The organism is Paenibacillus sp. NAIST15-1, assembly GCF_001894745.1.
In the GTDB taxonomy this organism is placed as follows: domain Bacteria; phylum Bacillota; class Bacilli; order Paenibacillales; family Paenibacillaceae; genus Paenibacillus_B; species Paenibacillus_B suaedae.
Genome location: NZ_BBYF01000008.1, coordinates 15,598 through 35,335 on the forward strand (window position 1 = coordinate 15,598; position 19,738 = coordinate 35,335).

The 19,738-nt window shown below is 46.6% G+C and carries 15 protein-coding genes; 10 read left to right on the forward strand and 5 right to left on the reverse strand.

Annotated features, from left to right (window positions below):
* Positions 1 to 74: 74 nt before the first annotated feature.
* Positions 75 to 1,094, reverse strand: coding sequence for an ABC transporter substrate-binding protein (locus PBN151_RS17445; RefSeq protein ID WP_021255468.1), 1,020 nt, complete (start codon positions 1,092 to 1,094; stop codon positions 75 to 77).
* Positions 1,095 to 1,435: 341 nt separating this feature from the next.
* On the opposite strand from PBN151_RS17445, the gene PBN151_RS17450 reads away from it, so the two are divergent.
* From PBN151_RS17450 to PBN151_RS17465, 4 genes are all read left to right on the forward strand, one after another.
* Positions 1,436 to 1,978 (forward strand): DUF2975 domain-containing protein, encoded by a 543-nt coding sequence (locus tag PBN151_RS17450; RefSeq protein ID WP_072730034.1) that lies wholly within the window; start codon positions 1,436 to 1,438, stop codon positions 1,976 to 1,978.
* A gap of 13 nt (positions 1,979 to 1,991) precedes the next feature.
* Complete coding sequence (locus PBN151_RS17455) at positions 1,992 to 2,201, forward strand: helix-turn-helix domain-containing protein (protein ID WP_044353654.1); 210 nt, start codon at positions 1,992 to 1,994, stop codon at positions 2,199 to 2,201.
* 6 nt (positions 2,202 to 2,207) lie between these two features.
* Positions 2,208 to 2,816 carry a CPBP family intramembrane glutamic endopeptidase gene (locus tag PBN151_RS17460; RefSeq protein ID WP_083545197.1) on the forward strand — a complete coding sequence of 203 codons (609 nt, stop codon included), beginning with the start codon at positions 2,208 to 2,210 and terminating at the stop codon, positions 2,814 to 2,816.
* 184 nt (positions 2,817 to 3,000) lie between these two features.
* Complete coding sequence (locus PBN151_RS17465) at positions 3,001 to 3,378, forward strand: hypothetical protein (protein ID WP_072730035.1); 378 nt, start codon at positions 3,001 to 3,003, stop codon at positions 3,376 to 3,378.
* 166 nt (positions 3,379 to 3,544) lie between these two features.
* On the opposite strand, the gene PBN151_RS30775 is transcribed toward PBN151_RS17465, so the two are convergent.
* Together PBN151_RS30775 and PBN151_RS17470 are read right to left on the reverse strand one after the other, a co-directional pair.
* Positions 3,545 to 3,694 carry a hypothetical protein gene (locus PBN151_RS30775; RefSeq protein WP_175560741.1) on the reverse strand — a complete coding sequence of 50 codons (150 nt, stop codon included), beginning with the start codon at positions 3,692 to 3,694 and terminating at the stop codon, positions 3,545 to 3,547.
* Positions 3,681 to 5,036, reverse strand: coding sequence for a helix-turn-helix domain-containing protein (locus PBN151_RS17470; protein ID WP_072730036.1), 1,356 nt, complete (start codon positions 5,034 to 5,036; stop codon positions 3,681 to 3,683). The genes PBN151_RS30775 and PBN151_RS17470 overlap by 14 nt, the downstream gene beginning before the upstream one ends.
* A gap of 385 nt (positions 5,037 to 5,421) precedes the next feature.
* Here PBN151_RS17470 and PBN151_RS32005 point away from each other — a divergent pair, with 385 nt between their 5' ends.
* From PBN151_RS32005 to bcaP, 6 genes are all read left to right on the forward strand, one after another.
* Entirely contained in the window at positions 5,422 to 6,921 is a 1,500-nt protein-coding gene (locus PBN151_RS32005) for an LVIVD repeat-containing protein (protein ID WP_227774802.1), read from the forward strand.
* Between the two features lie 180 nt (positions 6,922 to 7,101).
* Positions 7,102 to 8,040 carry an AraC family transcriptional regulator gene (locus tag PBN151_RS17480; protein WP_072730037.1) on the forward strand — a complete coding sequence of 313 codons (939 nt, stop codon included), beginning with the start codon at positions 7,102 to 7,104 and terminating at the stop codon, positions 8,038 to 8,040.
* Positions 8,041 to 8,070: 30 nt separating this feature from the next.
* Positions 8,071 to 8,964, forward strand: a complete 894-nt coding sequence (locus PBN151_RS17485; RefSeq protein WP_227774803.1) for an aminoglycoside phosphotransferase family protein — start codon at positions 8,071 to 8,073, stop codon at positions 8,962 to 8,964.
* Between the two features lie 98 nt (positions 8,965 to 9,062).
* Positions 9,063 to 9,638, forward strand: a complete 576-nt coding sequence (locus tag PBN151_RS17490; protein ID WP_072730038.1) for a GNAT family N-acetyltransferase — start codon at positions 9,063 to 9,065, stop codon at positions 9,636 to 9,638.
* 294 nt (positions 9,639 to 9,932) lie between these two features.
* Entirely contained in the window at positions 9,933 to 14,657 is a 4,725-nt protein-coding gene (locus PBN151_RS17495) for an S-layer homology domain-containing protein (RefSeq protein WP_072730039.1), read from the forward strand.
* 478 nt (positions 14,658 to 15,135) lie between these two features.
* Positions 15,136 to 16,518, forward strand: a complete 1,383-nt coding sequence (bcaP, locus tag PBN151_RS17500; protein ID WP_072730040.1) for a branched-chain amino acid transporter BcaP — start codon at positions 15,136 to 15,138, stop codon at positions 16,516 to 16,518.
* 217 nt (positions 16,519 to 16,735) lie between these two features.
* On the opposite strand, the gene PBN151_RS17505 is transcribed toward bcaP, so the two are convergent.
* On the reverse strand, positions 16,736 to 18,130 hold the full coding sequence (locus PBN151_RS17505) for a tryptophanase (RefSeq protein WP_072730041.1): 1,395 nt from the start codon (positions 18,128 to 18,130) through the stop codon (positions 16,736 to 16,738).
* A 155-nt stretch (positions 18,131 to 18,285) separates the two neighbouring features.
* On the reverse strand, positions 18,286 to 19,572 hold the full coding sequence (locus tag PBN151_RS17510) for a hypothetical protein (protein ID WP_072730042.1): 1,287 nt from the start codon (positions 19,570 to 19,572) through the stop codon (positions 18,286 to 18,288).
* Positions 19,573 to 19,738 lie beyond the last annotated feature (166 nt).

The window sequence follows — 19,738 nt, forward strand, 5'->3', positions numbered from 1 at the left end:
CAAAAAGTCCGATAATCAAAAGTGGTGCTGAGAACCGGACTTTTTGACACGCATATTTTGATTCTGAAAACCGATTATTTGCTTGTGAATACAGAGATGTAGCGCTCTACGATTTCAGATTTATGTGCACTCACGTAGTCTGTATCTTCGTCAATCATGTTTATCTTGTCGAGTGGCGTCATGTAGTCGCCGAGCTGTGTATCTTTGCGAAGCGGACGGTTCGTCAATTGCGTGCCGAATGCATCTTGCGCTTCCTTGGACAGGATGAAGTCGATAAATTTCTTCGCATTTTCCATGTGTGGTGCGTCTTTAATAATGGCGGATGCTGCATCCAAGAATACTGCGCCTTCCTTCGGATACACGACTTCTACCGGTGCACCGTTTCTGACATATGTGCTAGAAGGATCTTCGTATGTCAAGCCAACGATGTACTCGCCGTCTGCGACACTCTTATGAACCGCACCAGAGCCGCTTGCAATTTTGCCGTCGAGATTCTCAATCAGCTTGCTGACATAATCCCAGCCCTTTTGATTTTCATAGTCGCCGCCCATAGCTTTCAGCATGTTCGTAAGCTGAGCGAAGGCGGAGCTGGAGCTTGCCGGGTCAGCGGATGCAATTTTGCCTTTCAGCTTCGGATTGAGCAAATCTTCATAACCCTCAATTTTGATATCGCCGATCAGGTTCTTGTTCACGAGCAGCACGCTGCCGTCTGAAACAAACGGAGTTGCGAACCCTGTCTTATTGCGATGGCCTTCAATCAAGTTCGCATCTTCTGGAGATACGTAAGGCTCATACAGGTCAGCATGCTCGCGGTAGCCCGCCATGGAGCCGCCGAACATAACGTCCGCGTAAGGATTTTTCTTTTCGGACTGTAGACGCTTAACAATTTCGCCTGTACCGGCTGTTACGAGCTCAACCGTAATGCCTGTCTTCTTTTCAAACATTGGGATGATCGTCTTGATGATTTCTTCGCTGTTCGGACTGTAAATGACCAATTTATTGGATGAACCCGAATCCGATTCACTGCCGCCACAACCGCTTAACACTCCGACAAACATCATGCAAGCCGCTAGCATCAAAGAAAGCCTTTTCATTTGTATATTCCCCCTTGAGCAATGTTCATTGCGTTGTGAGTCTATTGTAGCAAGTATGGTACCGCTTACAAATCCTATAATCCGCAAACATCGTCTAAAATTCGCAAGTGTATTTTGGAGGGGAGGACCTAAAGTAGAAACAGCGAATAATGCGTTTTCTTTGACTTCGAATGAAAAAAATAGAGACTATGATTAGTTTAATTCGAGACATGGTTAAATCCTTTCATAAGTATTAGTTGTTAATTATCAATAATAATTTAACGATAAACATTAAATTATTATTGAAATACATAAACATCCCTGCTATGCTCTAGTCATCATAATAAAGGAGCAGGAAACATATGAGCACCCTTAAAATTCAGAAAACGAGCAAAATATTGGCTGTTTGTTTACGAATGCTGTGTATCATGCTGTTGCTAGTAACGATTGTGGAAATTGTCGCAATCCTATGGCTTTCTCAGATGTCAGGGGATGAAATTCCAGCAGCAATAAACACTATGAGCTCTATATTCTTACATATCGACCATAGTGATTACGCCAAATCGGATCTGATTATTACATTCAGTGGGGATGTAGTGAGGCTATGTCTAATCATGGTGATACTATTTATTGCCGGGGGGATTTTTAAAGATATTAGTAAGGATTATACACCGTTTGTTGCCAAGCATATGAAGCGTTTGAAACGGATATCCTTGCTCATAGCTGGGATCGCCATTATTCCTGGATTTGTTGAAATAGCAATGATTCAAATGGTCACGCCAGCGGCAAGGGTTAATGTGTCGTTTGAGCTGTTTTATATTTTGGTCGCGGTCGTATTCTTTTGTCTAGCTCAAATATTCGATTATGGTAGAATGCTGCAACAGCAATCCGATGAAACTCTGTAAGGATGTGTGTATTATGGCTATTGTTTTGAGGCTGGATCGTGTGATGGCAGACCGTAAGATATCTCTGAACGAGCTTGCGGCTAAGGTAGGAATATCAAATGTTAATCTCTCGAATATAAAAACGGGGAAAATAAGTGCGATTCGTTTCTCTACACTTGATGCGATTTGTAAAGTCCTTGATTGCCAGCCTGGCGACATTTTAGAGTACAAGGGAGAGGAGTAATAAGAGATGACTGTTCCCATGTTGGTTTCATCACTTATTCAAGTAATCTTATTTAGTGTAATTCCACTGGTATGTTGGTTCCTATTCGCCAGAAAGAAGCAGTCTTTTTTTGAATGGATTGGATGTAAACTTCCTGTTATCGAGAAAAGAAACAGCTTTTTCATCCTGTTCTTCTTAGCGCTTCTCTTGTTCATATCTCTTGGGTGGATAATTATTTTGTTTTTCACTAATGACACCGATGTTGCTGCATCGCAATTTTATGGAGTAGGCGTTTCAGGTATAGCTGCGGCTTTGTTGTATGCTTTCGTACAGACCGGTTTATCTGAGGAAATTTTATTCAGAGGTTTTATCGGGAAGAGATTGATTTCTGCGTTTGGATTTGCAACAGGGAACACGGTTCAGGCGTTATTGTTTGGTTGTTTGCACGGAGTTATGTTTTTTTCAAGAACCGGAATTATCAATGCTGTTATCATAACGTTATTTACTGCTTTAATTGGCTGGTTTATGGGGTACATAAACGAGAGATTAGCAGGAGGATCGATTATTCCAAGCTGGATGATGCACGGATTGGCCAATTCGTTCTCAGCGATGACGATGATGTTCCAATTGGTGTAGTAAGATGATATGCCATGCGGCTCTTCCATTGGATGGATTCTAATCCCTAGATACTCTTGATATTTTGGATATTATCCTAATTAAGAAAGCGACCCTTGAACTCAAGAGTCGCTATCTGTATGTTTTGAACCTATACCTTAATATTACGCAGTTTAGTAATTTTCTACATAAAGGAGGGCTGTGTATGAAATCAGTAAAACTTCTCATCATCATGCTTTCATGCGTATTACTTATTAGCTGTTCTAAAAAAGATGCCGTGGAAGGAGTTGATTTTACAAAGGTATTTGATGAGGTTATTGGTTATTTATATATAGATGATAAGCTCTACAGTCTGAAAACCAGAGATAATTTCCCGGAAGAGAATTTAGGCGAACAAATCGGTGAGGTTCATGAAATCGTTGAGAAGCCCGTAACTGAAGGAGATGTGGTGTATCCGGAGGCCACTCGTACCTATGAAATTCGCAAGGGCGATAAAATATTCAGGGTAAAGGATGGCGATAAACTTCTAGTTGTTATCCAAACGAAGGATGGCTATATATTAGGTGTCATTTTTCCCACTTAAGTTGCTCTCTATTATTATGTGCCAGATTGGGTACCTTTGATCACTGAACAAAATAGGATAGCAACCCTTGAACTCAGGAGTTGCTATCCTGTATTACCTTGAATTTATACACCATTCCTTACTTCTACAACGCTGCCCGACGGGCTCTATCTCGAGCCGATGTTGCTTACCACCCTGATCCAATGTCCAAAGTTGACCATCCTGACCCGTTGTCACTTTTCGCTGGAGACCATCCCGAGCCGATGTCACTGACTGACCAGCCTGAACCAATATCACTTAACGGAGACCATCCTGATCCGATGTCAGCTAGATTCACTCCCGAAGATGCTCCTGTAGAACCGAACAAGAAAAGAGCCATGGACATCGTGATTAATATTTTTTTCATTTGAATCCACCTCATTTAATAGAATGTGTGTGAAACGACTTTTGTGCTCTTCAGAAGCATGGATCTCATACTCTTGAAAGGTGAGAACAGCCATTCCGACATACTGCATATTTTTAAGTGAAAGTGCCAGTTCCAACGATAATGCATTGTAGTCAAATCCTAATTCATGTTGGGTTGTTTTCAAGTAGTATTGCGCCATTGCATGTGCAAGGCGTAATTTATGCTTTTCGTGGAAAGGATCTTTTCTAGATAATAGATCGTCGATCTGAGCTTTGTATTTCTCGATATATATTGTGGCGGCTTGGAAAGCTTCATTGCTGACATAACATTCTAAAGCAACAGGAACTACAAGAAGGAGTTGGTCACCTTCGAGCATAGCCATGAGCTTCTCAATAGACTCTTCTTGCTTCATTTCAATAGATATATATAGACGATTACATTGAGACAGCCATGCATAATGATCTCCATATGAGGCATATTGCTGTGTTGCTTTTAAAGCGACTTCAAAGTTTTTCATTCCCTTAAGTGCAAACGATTCATACAACCAGCCTTCTGCCACGAAGTCATTTTGCCCTACCTCAAACGCAACAGCGCGCAATTCCTTGGCATACTGGAGCAGCTTTGCCCAGTTCTCTACGACATTGTAGTATGTAAGAATACGATAATAGGCGTCGAGCCTTAGTGAATCAGGCAGTATAGGCAGATATTCAATCAGCTGGCATAAGGCTTCGTTGCCGGCTCCACTCGTATCCAAGTCTCTCAAGATGAGGAATCTTCTGAAGTAGGAGATGGCTATTTTCTCGCTGCGGCTGTATCCATTGCGAATGATGATGTCGTAGAACGGGAGTGAGTAGTTGCGTTTCGGTGACTGGAAGATGCGTTCGGCGATTTTGAAGGCGGTGTCGATCAGTTTGGAACGATTGGTTTCTTCATAGAGGAGTTGTACTAGCTGTTTGACCAAGTCATACTTTTCTACTTCAATACAGTGGAGAATAAAATCGCTTGTCTTATCAGGCCGCAATCGGCCCAGTTCGTTGCAGCATTCCCCTATGAATTCTTCATAGAAGGTGTCTATTGGTAATCCGAATGCATGATTGATCGCGTGGAGCTGAGGCAGCATAAGTGATTGCTTGTTGTTGAAAATGTAACTAATGGTTGAACTGTCGATGCCGGATGCCTCTGCTAACTCTTTCTGCTTCCACCCCCTTATGCTCAATTCATCTTGTAACCTGTGGCGGAGTTCCATCGGAGCTACATGAAGATTGCTTGTCATGTCGAATCCTCCTTATTTAGTAATTCAGCATAACAATTCGAAATCCTTCCTGAATTGACAATTTATTTAAATTTCTGTTGGTTTTTAGTATAAATGAAGATGAAGTAAATGGCAAATTGACATCTGGTTGAATTTCTATACTATTTTTGTCGAAAAATGGAGAGTCCTACTTCGATCAGGTTGGCACGCAATAATTATCTATTGATGGCATATGCACAAGCAGCCTCACCTATAGGTTCATAGGATAGGAGGACAAATTACAGATGAAGCATTTATCGGGGAATCCATGCTGTAAGCGGTACTAAGTATAAGGGGAGTAGCGTTTGCAACCGGGCGTCCCTTACACTCTCTTGTACCTCCTATCTTCTCACAAAAAGGTGATGACATGTCCATAGAAGCGTTTCAAAGGCTGGTCAGCAATGCGACTTCTGTCTTTGTGGGTACGAACATGGATCAAGCTGCGCTGAATGCGGCCAACGGTACAGGCACGAATGCTGACCAAGTAGCCCGCACCCTTGCTCCTGTAGCGTGGCCACTATTGGAGAAGTACGATAATGATAACAGCCTGCAAGCGTATTCTCCATTCGGAGGCGTTCCCAATCCGGAATACGTATGGAAGCTGCCGGTATCTGATGGTCAGACATCGGCTTTTGCAGCAGCTTCCGCACCATTTCTGATTCCTGCGGGTGCAAGTGTCTCGTTCAGCTTGTTTCTCAATGCCTTTGCCGACAATGCGATGGAGGCGAGAATTGAGCTTTTTGAGGATACGGGCGGTGCTGGGACCGGGCCCTTTGCGAAGTCTGCTGAGCAGCCTGCGGGGTTAGATGACTTCTTCTTGATCGCGGGAGATCCCAATATGCCAGCACTCGGACTCCTAGAGACGCAGCCGTATAACTGGCAGGATATCCGCGTATATTCTACTCGCTGCCTCGTTTCTGGTTCGCCAACCGCCTCTCGAACATTCAAAATCGTAGTTTCCTTTCATGTGACGAATTATCTTGTCATGAATCCACCGAATCCAGCCGGCTTGCAATTTGCTGTCGATATGTACGCTGACGGACCTGATTATCTGTATGTATCGAATGTAGGCGATAAGACGGTAGAAATCTATAATATCTCAAACCCTACAGCTCCTGCGCGTATCGGGCAGTTTAATGGAGGCAACTTGAACAATCCAAGAGGCATGGCGATAACCGGAACCACGCTCTATGTTGCGAATGCAGGCAGTTCCACGGTGTCTATGTATAATGCAGCTAATCCAACAGCTCCTCTGTATATAGGGGAATTTAATGGAGCCAACTTAAGCTCTCCTCATGGCTTGGCGATAACGGGCACTACACTGTATATAGCCAATCGGGGGGATGGTACAATTGAAATCTATGATATTTCAAATCCTACGAATCCTGTGCATGTAACCGAGTTTGGCTCAGGAGATTTGCACCGACCTGAAGGCCTCGCAATAACGGGCACTACGCTGTATGTAGCCAATCAAAATGATGGTACGGTCGAAATATATGATATTGCGAATCCGGTAGCTCCGGTACGCGTAACTGAGTTTGGTTCTGGAGACTTAAGCGAGCCTGTAGGACTGGCGATAACGGGAACCACGCTGTATGTCGCCAATCAGGGCAACAGCACGATTGAAATTTATAATATTACGAACCCAATCGCTCCGGTGCGTATAACTGAATTTGGTTCAGGCGAGGTAAGCGAACCTGCTGGAATGGCGATAACCGGGATCACGTTGTATGTAGCCAATCAACTTGATAACACGGTTGAAATTTATAATATTTCTACTCCAACGTCCCCTGTGCGGGTGGGAGAGTTTAATGGAGGAAATCTAAATCAACCTTACGGGTTGGAGATAAATTCGTTTGTAGGCTAAAGAGTCCGGATGAGATACAATCAACATACAGACCAATGTTTTCCGCGACCGGTATGAACCTTTGTATGTCAGCCACTTGATTTGACGGAGAAGTCAAGCCGTCAATGACGGCGGCTTTTTGTTCCCTTTCAAGAAGAATCGAAATCCTATTAGAACCTAGCAGATAGAGGGATTTTTCCAATGAACAATGACTATCAATCCAGAATCGATAAGATCATCTCTTATATAAAAGAAAACAGCCATCAGAAGCTTAGTCTCGATCAGCTTGCCAGCATTGCGAACTTTTCCAAATATCATTTTACGAGAGTCTTTGCGGCGCATGTCGGCATAACGCCTATGGCATTTGTGAATCAAGAGCGCTTGCAGAAGGCAATTCACTTATTGGAGCAAACGGATCACACCATACTGGACATCTCAAGTCTGTGCGGTTTCGAGTCCATATCCACCTTCAATGCTGTATTCAAGAAGCACCAAGGAAGTACACCGAGCGCGGTTAGGAGCAAGCTGCGAGATACCATTCAGCATACAAATCGGGAAGAACGCAATTTGTCAGCAAATCATAGCAATAAGCAAGAAGAGTTATCTTTCTCTCCAGACTACAATAGAAGTCGCAGACATCCATTGCTGCAGAGAGCGTGGGAGAACATGATTGCGATCAAGGATATTCCGGAAGTCGAAGTGGCGTATGTGCGGCATGTCGGGAGTTATTTGGATACCCGCAGTGCATGGGACAAGTTAGGCAACTGGGTACGAGAGCAGGGGCTTGCCGCAAGAGAACTGTCATTCATTGGCGTTTCGTTAGACGATGGAAATGAATTCGAGGAGTATGCCTGCCGCTACGATGCTTGTGTCACGCTGCCGCCAGGATTCACCAAGCAGGAGCACAAGGACATCTCATATGGAACCCTGCCCGGTGGTAGGTTTGCGGTCTATTCGTATTACGATACCGTTCCGAATTTCGTTCTTGCTTACGAGACGATGTTCAGGCTGTGGCTGCCAAGCAGCGGCTATGAGGCAGATGATCGACCATGTCTTGAACTTTGCCTGAACGATCCCAAGCAGGATAAGGAAGGCAAGTGCAGAGTGGATTTACATATTCCGATTCGTCAAAGAGCATGAGAAGCATAAACAGAGGGGCGGTATGAAGGTATGATGGAACATGAACATAAGCACAAGCAGCATGAGCATGATCTGGTAGCAATAGAGTGGCAGGACAAGCATGATCATCTTGATCGCATCTTGCAGCAAGCGGGTACGATTACGATCACTCCCTTGATGCAAGGTATGGAAGCAGAGACCGTTAAGGTGGTAACCGATACGGACAGCTATGTGCTGAAAATATGGAGCAGAGATTCCAAACCGGATATTCGTCTGCAATACCAGTCTCTCAATTTGCTGCATGCGCAGGGAGTATCCGTATCGAAGCCATTCGGTTGGGGGATAAATGCGAACGGTGACAATGTGCTGCTGACTACCTTCGATGGCGAGCCGTTGGGTGATGGCAATGATCAGACTATAAAGGAGATTGCGAATCTATTAAACCGCGTACACCGCATTTCTCCAGAAGAATTCCATACTCAGGTACAACTGCCTCGGCATGATTTCAGCGAATATTTCTTCCCGGGTATGCAGGCGCATTCGGATCTGCATCCTCACCTAGAGCAATTGGTCGAGCTGGCAGCACCGAAGCATGAGCGAATCATCCACGGGGATTATCATCTTGGTAATCTCGTTGAGAAGGCGGGACAATTAACGGTCATCGACTGGACCAATGTGCAATTGGGAGATGCAAGATATGATTTCGCTTGGTCGCTCACGCTGCAGCAGATCTATATACCGGAGCACTTTGCCGAAGTATTTCGTGATACGTATTTAGCTATAAATGATATTCCCCAAGAGGAACTTGATATGTTCCAAGCGCTGGCATGTCTCAGATGGATACTTCTGTATCGCAATGGGGGCATTCCAATGGGGCCAGATACCCTAGACAGGGTACAGCGGTTGCTGACTAGCAATCCACATCTACACGGGATTACATGCTAAAAGGCTTAAAAGGTGGAACAAGACGGTCAAGGTCAAGGCAGTGATGTTACGATCATACGACGAATACGATTAAGCTGAAAATATGGAGCGGTGATACGATGAACCTGGACGCCGTGTTTGGGCAATTTCCGATATTGAAGTCAGATACACTTATGTTGAAGAAAGTCGAAGAGCATCATCTGGATGAGATTTATGACATTTACAGCAACGATACCGTTTTTGAATATTGCGGCATTATTCCGAAGCATAACAAGGCGACCGTCAAGAACATGATCGGACATTTTGAGAGAGACTTCAATAAGAGGTCGCGCATCAAATGGGGGATATTCACCAATGAGGACAGCAAGAGATTGGTAGGTATCATGGAAGCGTTCGACTTTAATCAGAAAGTGAATATGGTGATGATCGGGTACTTCTTGGCAGAAACGGAGTGGGGGCAAGGCATTGCTGCGGAAGCGACGCGAATTGTTGTGAAGTTCTTGTTCGAGGACGTGGATGTAAACCGAATTCAAGCCGAAGTTATGCCTGCAAATGAACGATCGAAGCGGGTGCTGCTGAAGAATGGCTTCATCAAGGAAGGGACGCTGCGGCAAGCATCGCTCTGGTCGGGCAAAGGAATCGTAGACTTAGAGATATATGGACTATTACAGAGAGAGTATAAGATCGAGGTTTAGTGAGCAGTCCTCACTTTGTGTTGTAATTTCCTAATAAAAAGGTTCGAGGGGGTGCGGCTTCTCGGACTTTTTGTATTGTTACGAGCCAATTTGGACAATCTGCTTTCTCTACTAAATAAGTACGATTCTCATAAAAAAATGATGGAAACTACTAGATTTAGAGAGCATAGGCTATAGTACAATCAAAATTGTAAGCGATTACCATATCTGCAACAGATAAGACGACTACATAAGCAAAGGAGGACAAACGTAACGCGTAACGAAGAACAACAATCTTTTGTTGGGAGGAATGAGATGAAGCGGTCAAGCAAGAATGTAGTGATTTTCATGCTATTCGTGCTAGCAACTTGGATGCTGGCACCCTATTATGCAATGGCTTACGACGATGCTAGCAATGCTGTCATGCTCGATGTTGTACAGGAGGGAAATTCGATCCAACAAGACACTCCTTCGGTTGTTGATTCCACATATGGTGGAGAGCAGCTCAAATCTGCATCCATGCCTACTGTCATTGATGTTACTTACTATGGAGCAAAGCCGAATTCGCATGAGGATGCGGTAGTTCCCGTCCAGCGAGCGATTGCTGCTGCGGCGGCTGTGGATGGCCCTGTCGTTCTACATTTCCCGGAAGGCAGATATGATTTTTATGCGGAAGATGCGGAGAAGCGGCCCTATTACATCTCCAATACAGCTTCCGAGAGCGAGAATCCAGATGTAACGAAGACGATTGGCTTGCTGCTTAAGGATATGAAGCAGGTAACGGTTGAAGGCAACGGGTCATTGTTCATGCTGCACGGGAAAATGACGACCTTTGTCATCGATCAAAGCGAGGATATCGAGATTCGCAATGTGCGAGTCGACTATGAGCGACCGACGATGTCGGAAGTGAAGGTGCTGGAGATTGGCAGTGACTATATGGATGTCGAGGTTAATCAGGATTCCTTATATGAGATTCGCGGCGGTCAAGTCTATTGGGTGAGCGAACCGAATAAGACTGGAGCGCGTTATTGGGAATTCAAGGACGGAATCGCCCAAGAGTTTGATCCGGATCAAAATATTACATGGAGGACAGGCAATCCCGTATCCAGCGCGACAAGCGTGCAGGAGTTGAAGGCCAATACGCTGCGGCTGCATTATAATCAGGCTCCGAATACGACGGTAGGGCATGTATTTCAAATTCGAGACGGGGTTCGCAGTCAGGTGGGCTCCTTCATTCATAAGAGCAAAAATGTCACGTGGAAGCATGTGACGATGCACTATACGCATGGGCTGGGGATCATTGGACAATTCAGCGAGAACCTGACATTCGAGGACATGACGTTCGCACCGCGCGCAGAAACGGGACGTAGCGCGACCGGATTCGCTGATTTCATCCAGGCATCAGGCGTGAAGGGCAAGCTAAAGATTATGAACAGTACCTTCCGTGGGGCTCATGATGATGTCATTAATGTGCATGGGACTCATCTCGAAGTGGTGCGCAAGCCGGCACCGAATCAGATCGTCGTTCGCTTTATGCATCATCAGACGTACGGATTTGAGGCGTTCTTCCCTGGTGATGCGATCGAGTTCATCGATAATAGAACCCTTACGTCTGTAGGCAGCGGCAAGGTCGCTCAGGCAGCCCGGATCAACGACCGTGAAATTACCCTCACCCTTGAAGAGGATGTACCTTCGAGTATTGGAACAGGCGTTGTAATCGAGAATGCCACCTGGGCGCCAGAGGTCGAAATTAAAGGAAATCACTTCTCGCGCATTCCGACGCGAGGAATTCTTCTATCCACGCGCGGCAAATCCATCATTGAAGACAATGTGTTCGAGCGCATGCAGATGAGCGGAATCCTCATCGCTAGCGATGCGCAAACCTGGTACGAATCCGGGATGGTTCAAGATGTAACGATTCGCAATAATACGTTCATCGAGAACGGGAATCCGGTGATTCAGATTCATCCGGAGAATACGAAGTATGCAGGGCCTGTTCATCGCAATATCAACATTGAAGGCAATACGTTTCAGATGCTAGACAATACCGTACTGTTCGCTAAGAGCACGGACGGCATTCGTTTCTCCGACAACAAGATTACGAGAACGCACCCCAACATGAACCCCAATGAGCAAGTCGCATTCCACCTCTTAGAGAGCAATCATATTTCAATAGAAGGCAATCAATTCGAAGGCGAAGGTGTAAATCGAACCGTTCTTCTGGACAGGACGCCTGCGGATGAGGTCACAATCTCCCCAGAGCAGCAGTTGCATGTGAATGATAAGGGAGTGCTGAAGAGTATTTCGATTGCAGCGGGCAACGACCAGATGACAGTGAAGGCAACAGCTTCAAGCGAGGCGACGCAGTACAATGGTGATGCTAAATACGCGATCGACGGCAATCCATCGACGTTCTGGCACAGCCAATGGGTTCCGTACGCACCACTTCCGCAATCGATTACGCTTGAGCTCAGCATGAAATCAGTCGTTAGCGGTTTAAGCTATCTTCCGAGACAGGAAGGGTATAACGGGAACATCACTGCTTATAAAATATATGCAAGTACAGATGGAGCCCAGTTTACCGAAATCGCGAGCGGCAACTGGTCCTCCGATTCTTCGGAGAAATCAGCAGCATTCCCTCCTGTGACAGCTTCGTTCATCAAGCTGGAGGCTACTGAAGGCGTCGGCGGCTTCGCATCGGCAGCGGAGGTTCACTTAGAGAGCCGAGTGGAGCGGGATTATACAGTTGGGCAGAGCTTTCAATTAGGGGTAAAAGGCACGACGGTTGGCGGATACGCTGCAGATCTGACCAAGGCGGTCATTACCTACTCAAGCGACAACCGTGCCATTGCCCGAATCGATAACAACGGTGTCGTGACGGGCTTGCAAGCCGGAACGGCTAACCTTACAGCGACCGTAAATTTACGTGGAAATGTGGCGGAACAGACGATTCCCGTGACGTTCAAACCGCAGCAGGGAACTCCTGTGGAGCGAATTATCGTAACCGGTCACAATGGCATGCAAGAGATTACGGATCCATTCGGTACGCTGCTCATGCAGGCGAAGCTTGAACCGCCGCATGCTGATAAGCAGGCGGTTGAATGGAGGGCGTACAATCCAGGCACGACACAAGCCTCGCACGTCGCCGCGATTGACAGCAATGGCCTGTTAACAGCGAAAGCTAACGGGATTGTTGAGGTTCGTGCTGAAGCAACCGATGGATCAGGTGTGTATGGCAAAGCGCTCATTGCAGTAAGCGGCCAACTGACACTCAATTCCGTATGGACATGGATCAGGGAAAATAAAGAGGCTTGGGCGCTTGATGCCGAGCACAACAACATGAAGATCAAGACAGAGAAAGGGAATCTGTGGAGGGACGCCAATTCGAACAAGAATATACTTCTTTATGCGCCATCTACCAAAGATGTTACGTTGATTACGCGGTTGACCTTCAAGCCGACGAAGGCGTATGCCGAGGGAGGACTGCTGATCTACGGCGATGATGATAACTACTTCTATGTGGCCAGAAAGAACCATCCGGGCTATGGAGGAGCCATATTCTCCGTTATTTCTGAGTCGAATGGAGCTCCGCAAGAGCAGGTAACGGCAGATCAGATTCAGAGCGATACGGTATATCTAAAAGTAACAAAGGAAGGCAATCGGTATGCAGGCTACTATAGCACGGATCTTACGACATGGACGCAAATAGGGGGGGCATATGAAAATGCAACGATTGCGAATCTCCATGTCGGATTGTTCGCCAATAATGCAGGCGGAAGCCCAGGTGAGTATGGGGATACTGCTGAATTCCAAGACTTCCGACTGAACGATAACATCGTACCGTTCACAGGCTATGCCGTTGATCCGACTTCGTTGAACGATACGATCATGCTAGCGAACAAGATCTATCATGCAGCGAAGGCTGGAACTGAACCGGGGCAATATCCGCAGAAGGTCATTGATGAGCTGCGAGCTGCTATCGAAGCAGCTGCTAAGGTTGCTCATGATGCAGGAGCGACGCAGCAAGAAGTGAACAGAGAGGCCGTAACCTTGATGGAGGCTCTTGATACGTTTCATAGCGGCGTCGTTCCGGGGGAAATTACAGCAATTCGCATGAACGATCGACTCCTTACGGACTTTGCGCCAGAGAAGACATCCTATCATATCGAATTGCCCGTAGGGACGGCAGAAGTGCCTATTGTCAGCGCGGAGGCCAATGATCCACGCTTGCGGGTAAGCGTCATTCAAGCCTTGGAGCTGCCGGGAACGGCTGTGATTCGAGTCATGAATGAGGATTTCAAATTACTGCGCAGCTACTCGCTCCATTTCAAGATGGCGACGGTCCCCGAACCGGGTTCCCCATCCGGAGGATCGTCTGGAGGTTCTTCTTCCAGTGGATCTAACGGAGCAACTACTGGCAGCAGCGGAGCAAATAACGGTTCAGGCAATCAAACGGGCACAGGTGAAGGGTCTGCCAGTGGTTCGACCGGGACGAAGAAGATCGCCCTCAAGGATATTTCCGGGCACTGGGCCCAAGCTGCGATTGAGCAGGCTGTAGCACAGGGGATCGTTACCGGATATGTAGACGCTACCTTCCGTCCGAATGAGCGGGTCACGCGGGCCGAATTCGCGGCAATGCTTAGTCGCGCCTTGAAGTTGGATGGAGATGGTTCGAAGCTTCTGGATTTCGCCGACCTCGACAAGATTCCGGTCTGGGCTCGGACTTACGTGGTGAGTACGGTCACTGCGGACATTATTACGGGGTATCCGGATCATACCTTCCGTGCAAGCCATCCGATCAGCCGTACGGAGATGATCGTGATGATCATTCGTGCATTAGGATTGAAGGCAGATTCGCAAGCCCAGCTTCCATTCGCTGATGCGGAGCAGATACCTCTGTGGGCCAGGGAGCATGTATCCGCAGCATATGCGGCAGGTTTTATTCGCGGTCAGCAGGGCAACAAGCTGGCTCCGAATAACCCGGCGACGAGAGCGGAAGCGGTAACTTTACTTGTTAAGGCTATATCAAGTAAACACTAGCTGTTCGCGTATTGCATGCAAGCCGGATCTCTTTTAAATAGTAGTGTTAATAGATGAAGAAGCAGCCTTTTAATCTTAGAAGGCTGCTCCTTTATTTTGATATACGCGAATCAACGACGCTACATCTCCCATTGCTAGCATTTTCAGCATATCTATCAGGCATTTTTTCAGAAAAATTTGTTCTGGATCATATGCATAAAAATTGGTAATATTGGATAATGATAAATAAGTTTGTTCTGCTTTGGAATACATGAATGCTTGATTTCTTCTCCTACAGTACAAACCTCTCCGTCGATTCTCAGGGAAAGGAAGAACGGTTAGCTTAGCAATAATTACCTATATCTCAGGATTCAATAGACATGTTAAAATCGTTCTTAACCTAAACATAGATAGCATAAAAATTGGTATGGGATGTAAATGTTTTAAATAATTACTGATTGTGTTTGCTTTTGCGTACCAGAGCATAGGGGGAATAATATTGAATAAGCTTTTCCGAAAGAAGTCATTGAGCCTCATGCTTGCGCAGAGCGAGAAAAAAGAATTGGCACGGGCGATGTCTTTGCTCGATTTGATTTTTCTTGGCGTAGGCTGCGTGATCGGGACAGGGATTTTCGTCGTTACGGGCGTCGTGGCGGCAGAATCTTCGGGGCCAGCGATCATGCTATCATTTGTTATCGCGGGTATTGCCTGCGCGCTTGCTGCATTTTGCTATGCGGAGTTCTCCTCGGCAGTGCCCGTCTCGGGAAGCGTATATACATTTACGTATGCAACATTGGGAGAATTGCTAGCTTTCCTTATAGGCTGGGATCTCATGCTCGAATATGTAATCGCGGTTTCCGCAGTCGCTACGGGATGGTCTGCGTACTTTCAATCTCTGCTTGCGGGCTTTAACCTGCCGATTCCAGACATTATATCCTCTGCTCCTAGTATGGGGAAAGGTGGCCTTATTGATTTGCCGGCGGTTCTCATCATTTTGGCAATCACAGCGCTCGTCAGTAAAGGAGTTAAGGAAAGCATTAAGTTCAACACGGTCATGGTGTTCGTGAAATTAGCTATTATCTTGCTGTTTATCGCAGTCGGGATATGGTATGTAAAGCCTGATAACTGGACGCCGTTCATGCCTTTTGGATTTAGTGGTGTGATGACGGGGGCGGCTACCGTGTTTTTCGCCTATATTGGGTTCGATATCATCGCTACGGCATCGGAAGAAGTGGAAAACCCCAAAAGAGCATTGCCAATCGGGATCATCGTATCTCTGCTCATTTGTACGATTTTATATATTACGGTATCCGGGGTATTAACCGGGATGATTCCATATACCATGCTCAATGTCGGTGCGCCGGTTGCATTAGCATTGGAATCCGTAGGGCAGAACTCGATAGCGGGGATCATATCAATCGGAGCGGTATTTGGCATTACGACCGTAATCCTTGCCATGATTTATGCACAAGTCCGCTTATCGTTCGCTATGAGTCGTGACGGCTTGTTGCCGAAAATGTTCTCGCAAGTGAATGCCAAGACCAAAACTCCAATCGGCAACACATGGTTAACCGGGTTCGTTGCGGCAGGCATTGCAGGTTTTGTTGATCTAACCACGCTTGCGCATTTGGTGAATATGGGGACATTGGCTGCGTTTACATTAATCTCGGTCGCTATCATTGTCTTGCGCAAGAAGTTTCCTGAATTGAAGGCTTCATTCCGTGTTCCGTTCGTACCCGTGCTCCCTATCATTAGTGCGCTGCTTTGCCTGTACCTTGCATCCAGCTTGCCTTATATGACGTGGATCTCATTTATGATATGGATCGGCATTGGCACGATTATATACTTTATGTATTCGCGTAAGCACAGTAATCTGAATTAATAAATCATATGTTATGTCACAAAAGAAGCAGCCTTCTATCCAGAAAGCTGCTTCTTCATTATGCCAATTTCCGTGTAGCAGCCGCCGCTCCCTCTGGGTGAGAAGGACGGCCTTTCACCCTCCTTCCTCACCAGCGTACATGCTGTAGGGAAGATGGCCATTTGACAAATGGCGGCATTTCGACGTCACCGTCCCTGTTCAGGATGAACGGCGTATGTCAGTGGGACAGGGCTTCTGTCTTGACGGGTCGAAGGCGCGCAGTGAAATGCCGCAATATCGGCGGTTCGTAGGTGAATTCTAATCCTGTTAGTGTTCCTGCCCGATCCTTGATTGCAATCAAGGCATCCGCAATAACATCCATATGGTTATTCGTATAGACACGGCGCGGAATCGTCAAGCGCAGCAATTCAAGCTTGCTCTCCAATTGCTCGCCAGTCGCAGCGTCACGTCCCAGCAGAAAGGAACCGATCTCAACCCCCCGTATCCCTGCTTCAAGATATAGCTCATTCGCCAGCACCTGGGCCGGGAATTGGGCCGCGGAAATATGCGGCAGCATCTTCTTCGCGTCTACGAAGACGGCATGGCCGCCCGTTGGCGTCTGGAACGGGATTCCGCCTTCCTCGAGGCGTCTGCCGAGATATTCGATCTGGCCGATGCGATAAGCAAGATACTGCTCGTTGATGCCTTCGCGCAGTCCGCGGGCAAGAGCTTCCATATCGCGGCCGGTCAAGCCGCCGTAGGTCGGAAAGCCCTCCATCGGCACTGTCATCGAACGCGCTTGCGTAAATAAGGTTTCATCCTCTTTAAAGGCCAGCAAGCCGCCGATATTGACAAGCCCATCCTTTTTAGCGCTCATCGTGAATCCTTCGCCATAAGAGAACATTTCACGGACGATATCAATAATCTCTTTATCTTCATAGCCTTGCTCGCGTTGCTTGATAAAGTACGCATTCTCGGCATAACGCGCGGCATCAAAGAAAACGCGAATCCCGTTCTGCTTCGCAATGGCGGATACCTCACGGATATTTTCCATGGATACGGGCTGGCCGCCGGCGCTGTTGTTCGTCACGGTAATAAGAATAAATGCGATATTTTCTGCTCCTTTTTCAGCGAGCGCATGGCGCAGCTTATCCACATCAAAGTTTCCTTTGAACGGGTAAGGCGTCGTCGTGTCATAGGCTTGTTCGGTAACAAGATCAACCGCAATCCCGCCAGCCAGATCGACATGCGCACGCGTTGTATCGAAATGCCAATTGCTCAGGACATACTGTCCTTTTTGAATAAGCAGCGGAAACAGCACCTTCTCAGCGCCTCGTCCCTGATGCATGGGAATTACATGCTGATAGCCTGTAATCTGTTGCACCGCGTCGCACAGATGATAATAGTTGCGGCTGCCTGCGTACGATTCGTCGCCCAGCATCAGGCCTGCCCATTGGTTGTCGCTCATCGCGGTCGTACCGCTATCGGTCAACAGATCGATGTACACTTCGTCCCCGCGCAGCAGGAATGGATTATATCCCGCCCGTTCAAGCGCCTTTTCCCGTTCTTCCCGTGAGATCATGTTCAACGGCTCTACCATTTTGATTTTAAAAGGCTCTGCGAATCGCGCCATTCCAACACCTCCGTCATTGAAAAGTTTTTATTCAACGTACAGCTTGGAAGTCCTCTCACATATATCCAATATTTTGAAATCAATTTTATTATACTGGGAAAATATAACGCTTTCAATCAGAGGATCCGGCACGATTCGGGCAAAGTGTTCGCTGTTTATATGCTGTTCAACTCCATAATCTCGCCATTTGCAGCGTTCACAGCGTACGGACAGTCCAGCTTTCCGCACAATACATACTTCTTCAGTTCCGGATGATACACGTAGACCGGCGTCAGCTCGATGAATCCCTTTTCATTCAGCTTCACATAGGCTTCATCCTGACTGATGACAACCTCATCTGCTGCCTGAAAATCATCGAACATTTCGATAAATGGCAGGTTGTCCATTGCATTTACAGTCACAAAGCGCTGCGCATCAATAAACAGAACCAGCTTGCGCTGGAATACGCGTTTGCTTGGCGTCTGCTCCCGCAATATCGCTTCCAAATATCCCTGATGACGATGCAAATGCAAAGTCTTCAACACCCATTGTCCGGAGTCGCTCGGGTATAGTTGGCTCATTCCTTCAACAACCGCTGCGACCGCCTTCTCTTGCTCTGCCTCGGTAATCGGGAAGGAGTCGGGATGCGGCTCACACGCTACCGCTTGTTCGACAGTGACCGTCTTCTGCCACTCGATGTCCACCTTTTCCAAAGGCTGTGTTTTAGCCTGTTCCCATTCGATGACCTGATCGATATTCAGCCACGAACCCGCATGGATAATGAATTCGAACGGAATGATGGAAGCTCTGCCGTTCGTCACATAAACCTCTTCGATTCCATAGAGCGGAAGAAGGCGTTGTTCCTCGTACACCGGATATTCGAGCAGCTTCAGCTGCTGCTTGGCAAGCTGCTCGACTTGTACTTGTTCAAGGGAGAGGGTGAACGCTTCCTTTTGAATCAATGACTCGGAAGCATAGAATCCATACTTGGAATACTGTACGAGCTTGTTGGCTTCATCGATGTGGATCTCGATACGTCCGCCAGGAGACAGAGGGGTTCCATCGACGCATTCATGGAAGATATATTGGCCATTCTGGTGGTGAGAGAGCTGAAACTGCTTGCCATAGACGAGTTCGGTATCTCTCTCAATCCACGCAATGATCTCTTCTAAGTTGATGTACGGAATAGAGGGGCTGTTCGCATACGATTTCCCTTGTACAAAAATAACACTCGTATATTGACCAGCAGTCAGGTCATAGGAAATAACGGCTGTCCCTTCGGGATTTGTATCTTCATCAACGGACTCCTTCACATAGGGCGGATACCACTCCATGCTGAGATAATAGGTCGTCTCATTGAATGGATTCACTTCCCGGTACAATTCTTGTGTGTGCAAGCGGTAATTCTCTAATCCGAACTTATGCTGTGTGGCCTGGATGATTTCTTGTATATTAATAGTCATTCTTGTTAACTCCTCTAAATATTGTTGCTGATATCATACCATTTTCAATATAAAAGTAGGTGAATGAAGCATAAGCGAAAGTGAGAAAGTTATAGCGCTAATAAGATAGTATCAGAATCAAGATTCGACAAAGGAATGGTTCGCTGTACCTATTGAGCGAAGTAGA

Coding starts and splice junctions, on each gene's coding strand:
- PBN151_RS17445 (WP_021255468.1), bottom strand. CDS start 1,094: ATGAAAAGGCTTTCTTTGATGCTAGCGGCTTGCATGATGTTTGTCGGA.
- PBN151_RS17450 (WP_072730034.1), top strand. CDS start 1,436: ATGAGCACCCTTAAAATTCAGAAAACGAGCAAAATATTGGCTGTTTGT.
- PBN151_RS17455 (WP_044353654.1), top strand. CDS start 1,992: ATGGCTATTGTTTTGAGGCTGGATCGTGTGATGGCAGACCGTAAGATA.
- PBN151_RS17460 (WP_083545197.1), top strand. CDS start 2,208: ATGACTGTTCCCATGTTGGTTTCATCACTTATTCAAGTAATCTTATTT.
- PBN151_RS17465 (WP_072730035.1), top strand. CDS start 3,001: ATGAAATCAGTAAAACTTCTCATCATCATGCTTTCATGCGTATTACTT.
- PBN151_RS17470 (WP_072730036.1), bottom strand. CDS start 5,036: ATGACAAGCAATCTTCATGTAGCTCCGATGGAACTCCGCCACAGGTTA.
- PBN151_RS32005 (WP_227774802.1), top strand. CDS start 5,422: ATGTCCATAGAAGCGTTTCAAAGGCTGGTCAGCAATGCGACTTCTGTC.
- PBN151_RS17480 (WP_072730037.1), top strand. CDS start 7,102: ATGAACAATGACTATCAATCCAGAATCGATAAGATCATCTCTTATATA.
- PBN151_RS17485 (WP_227774803.1), top strand. CDS start 8,071: ATGATGGAACATGAACATAAGCACAAGCAGCATGAGCATGATCTGGTA.
- PBN151_RS17490 (WP_072730038.1), top strand. CDS start 9,063: ATGAACCTGGACGCCGTGTTTGGGCAATTTCCGATATTGAAGTCAGAT.
- PBN151_RS17495 (WP_072730039.1), top strand. CDS start 9,933: ATGAAGCGGTCAAGCAAGAATGTAGTGATTTTCATGCTATTCGTGCTA.
- PBN151_RS17505 (WP_072730041.1), bottom strand. CDS start 18,130: ATGGCGCGATTCGCAGAGCCTTTTAAAATCAAAATGGTAGAGCCGTTG.
- PBN151_RS17510 (WP_072730042.1), bottom strand. CDS start 19,572: ATGACTATTAATATACAAGAAATCATCCAGGCCACACAGCATAAGTTC.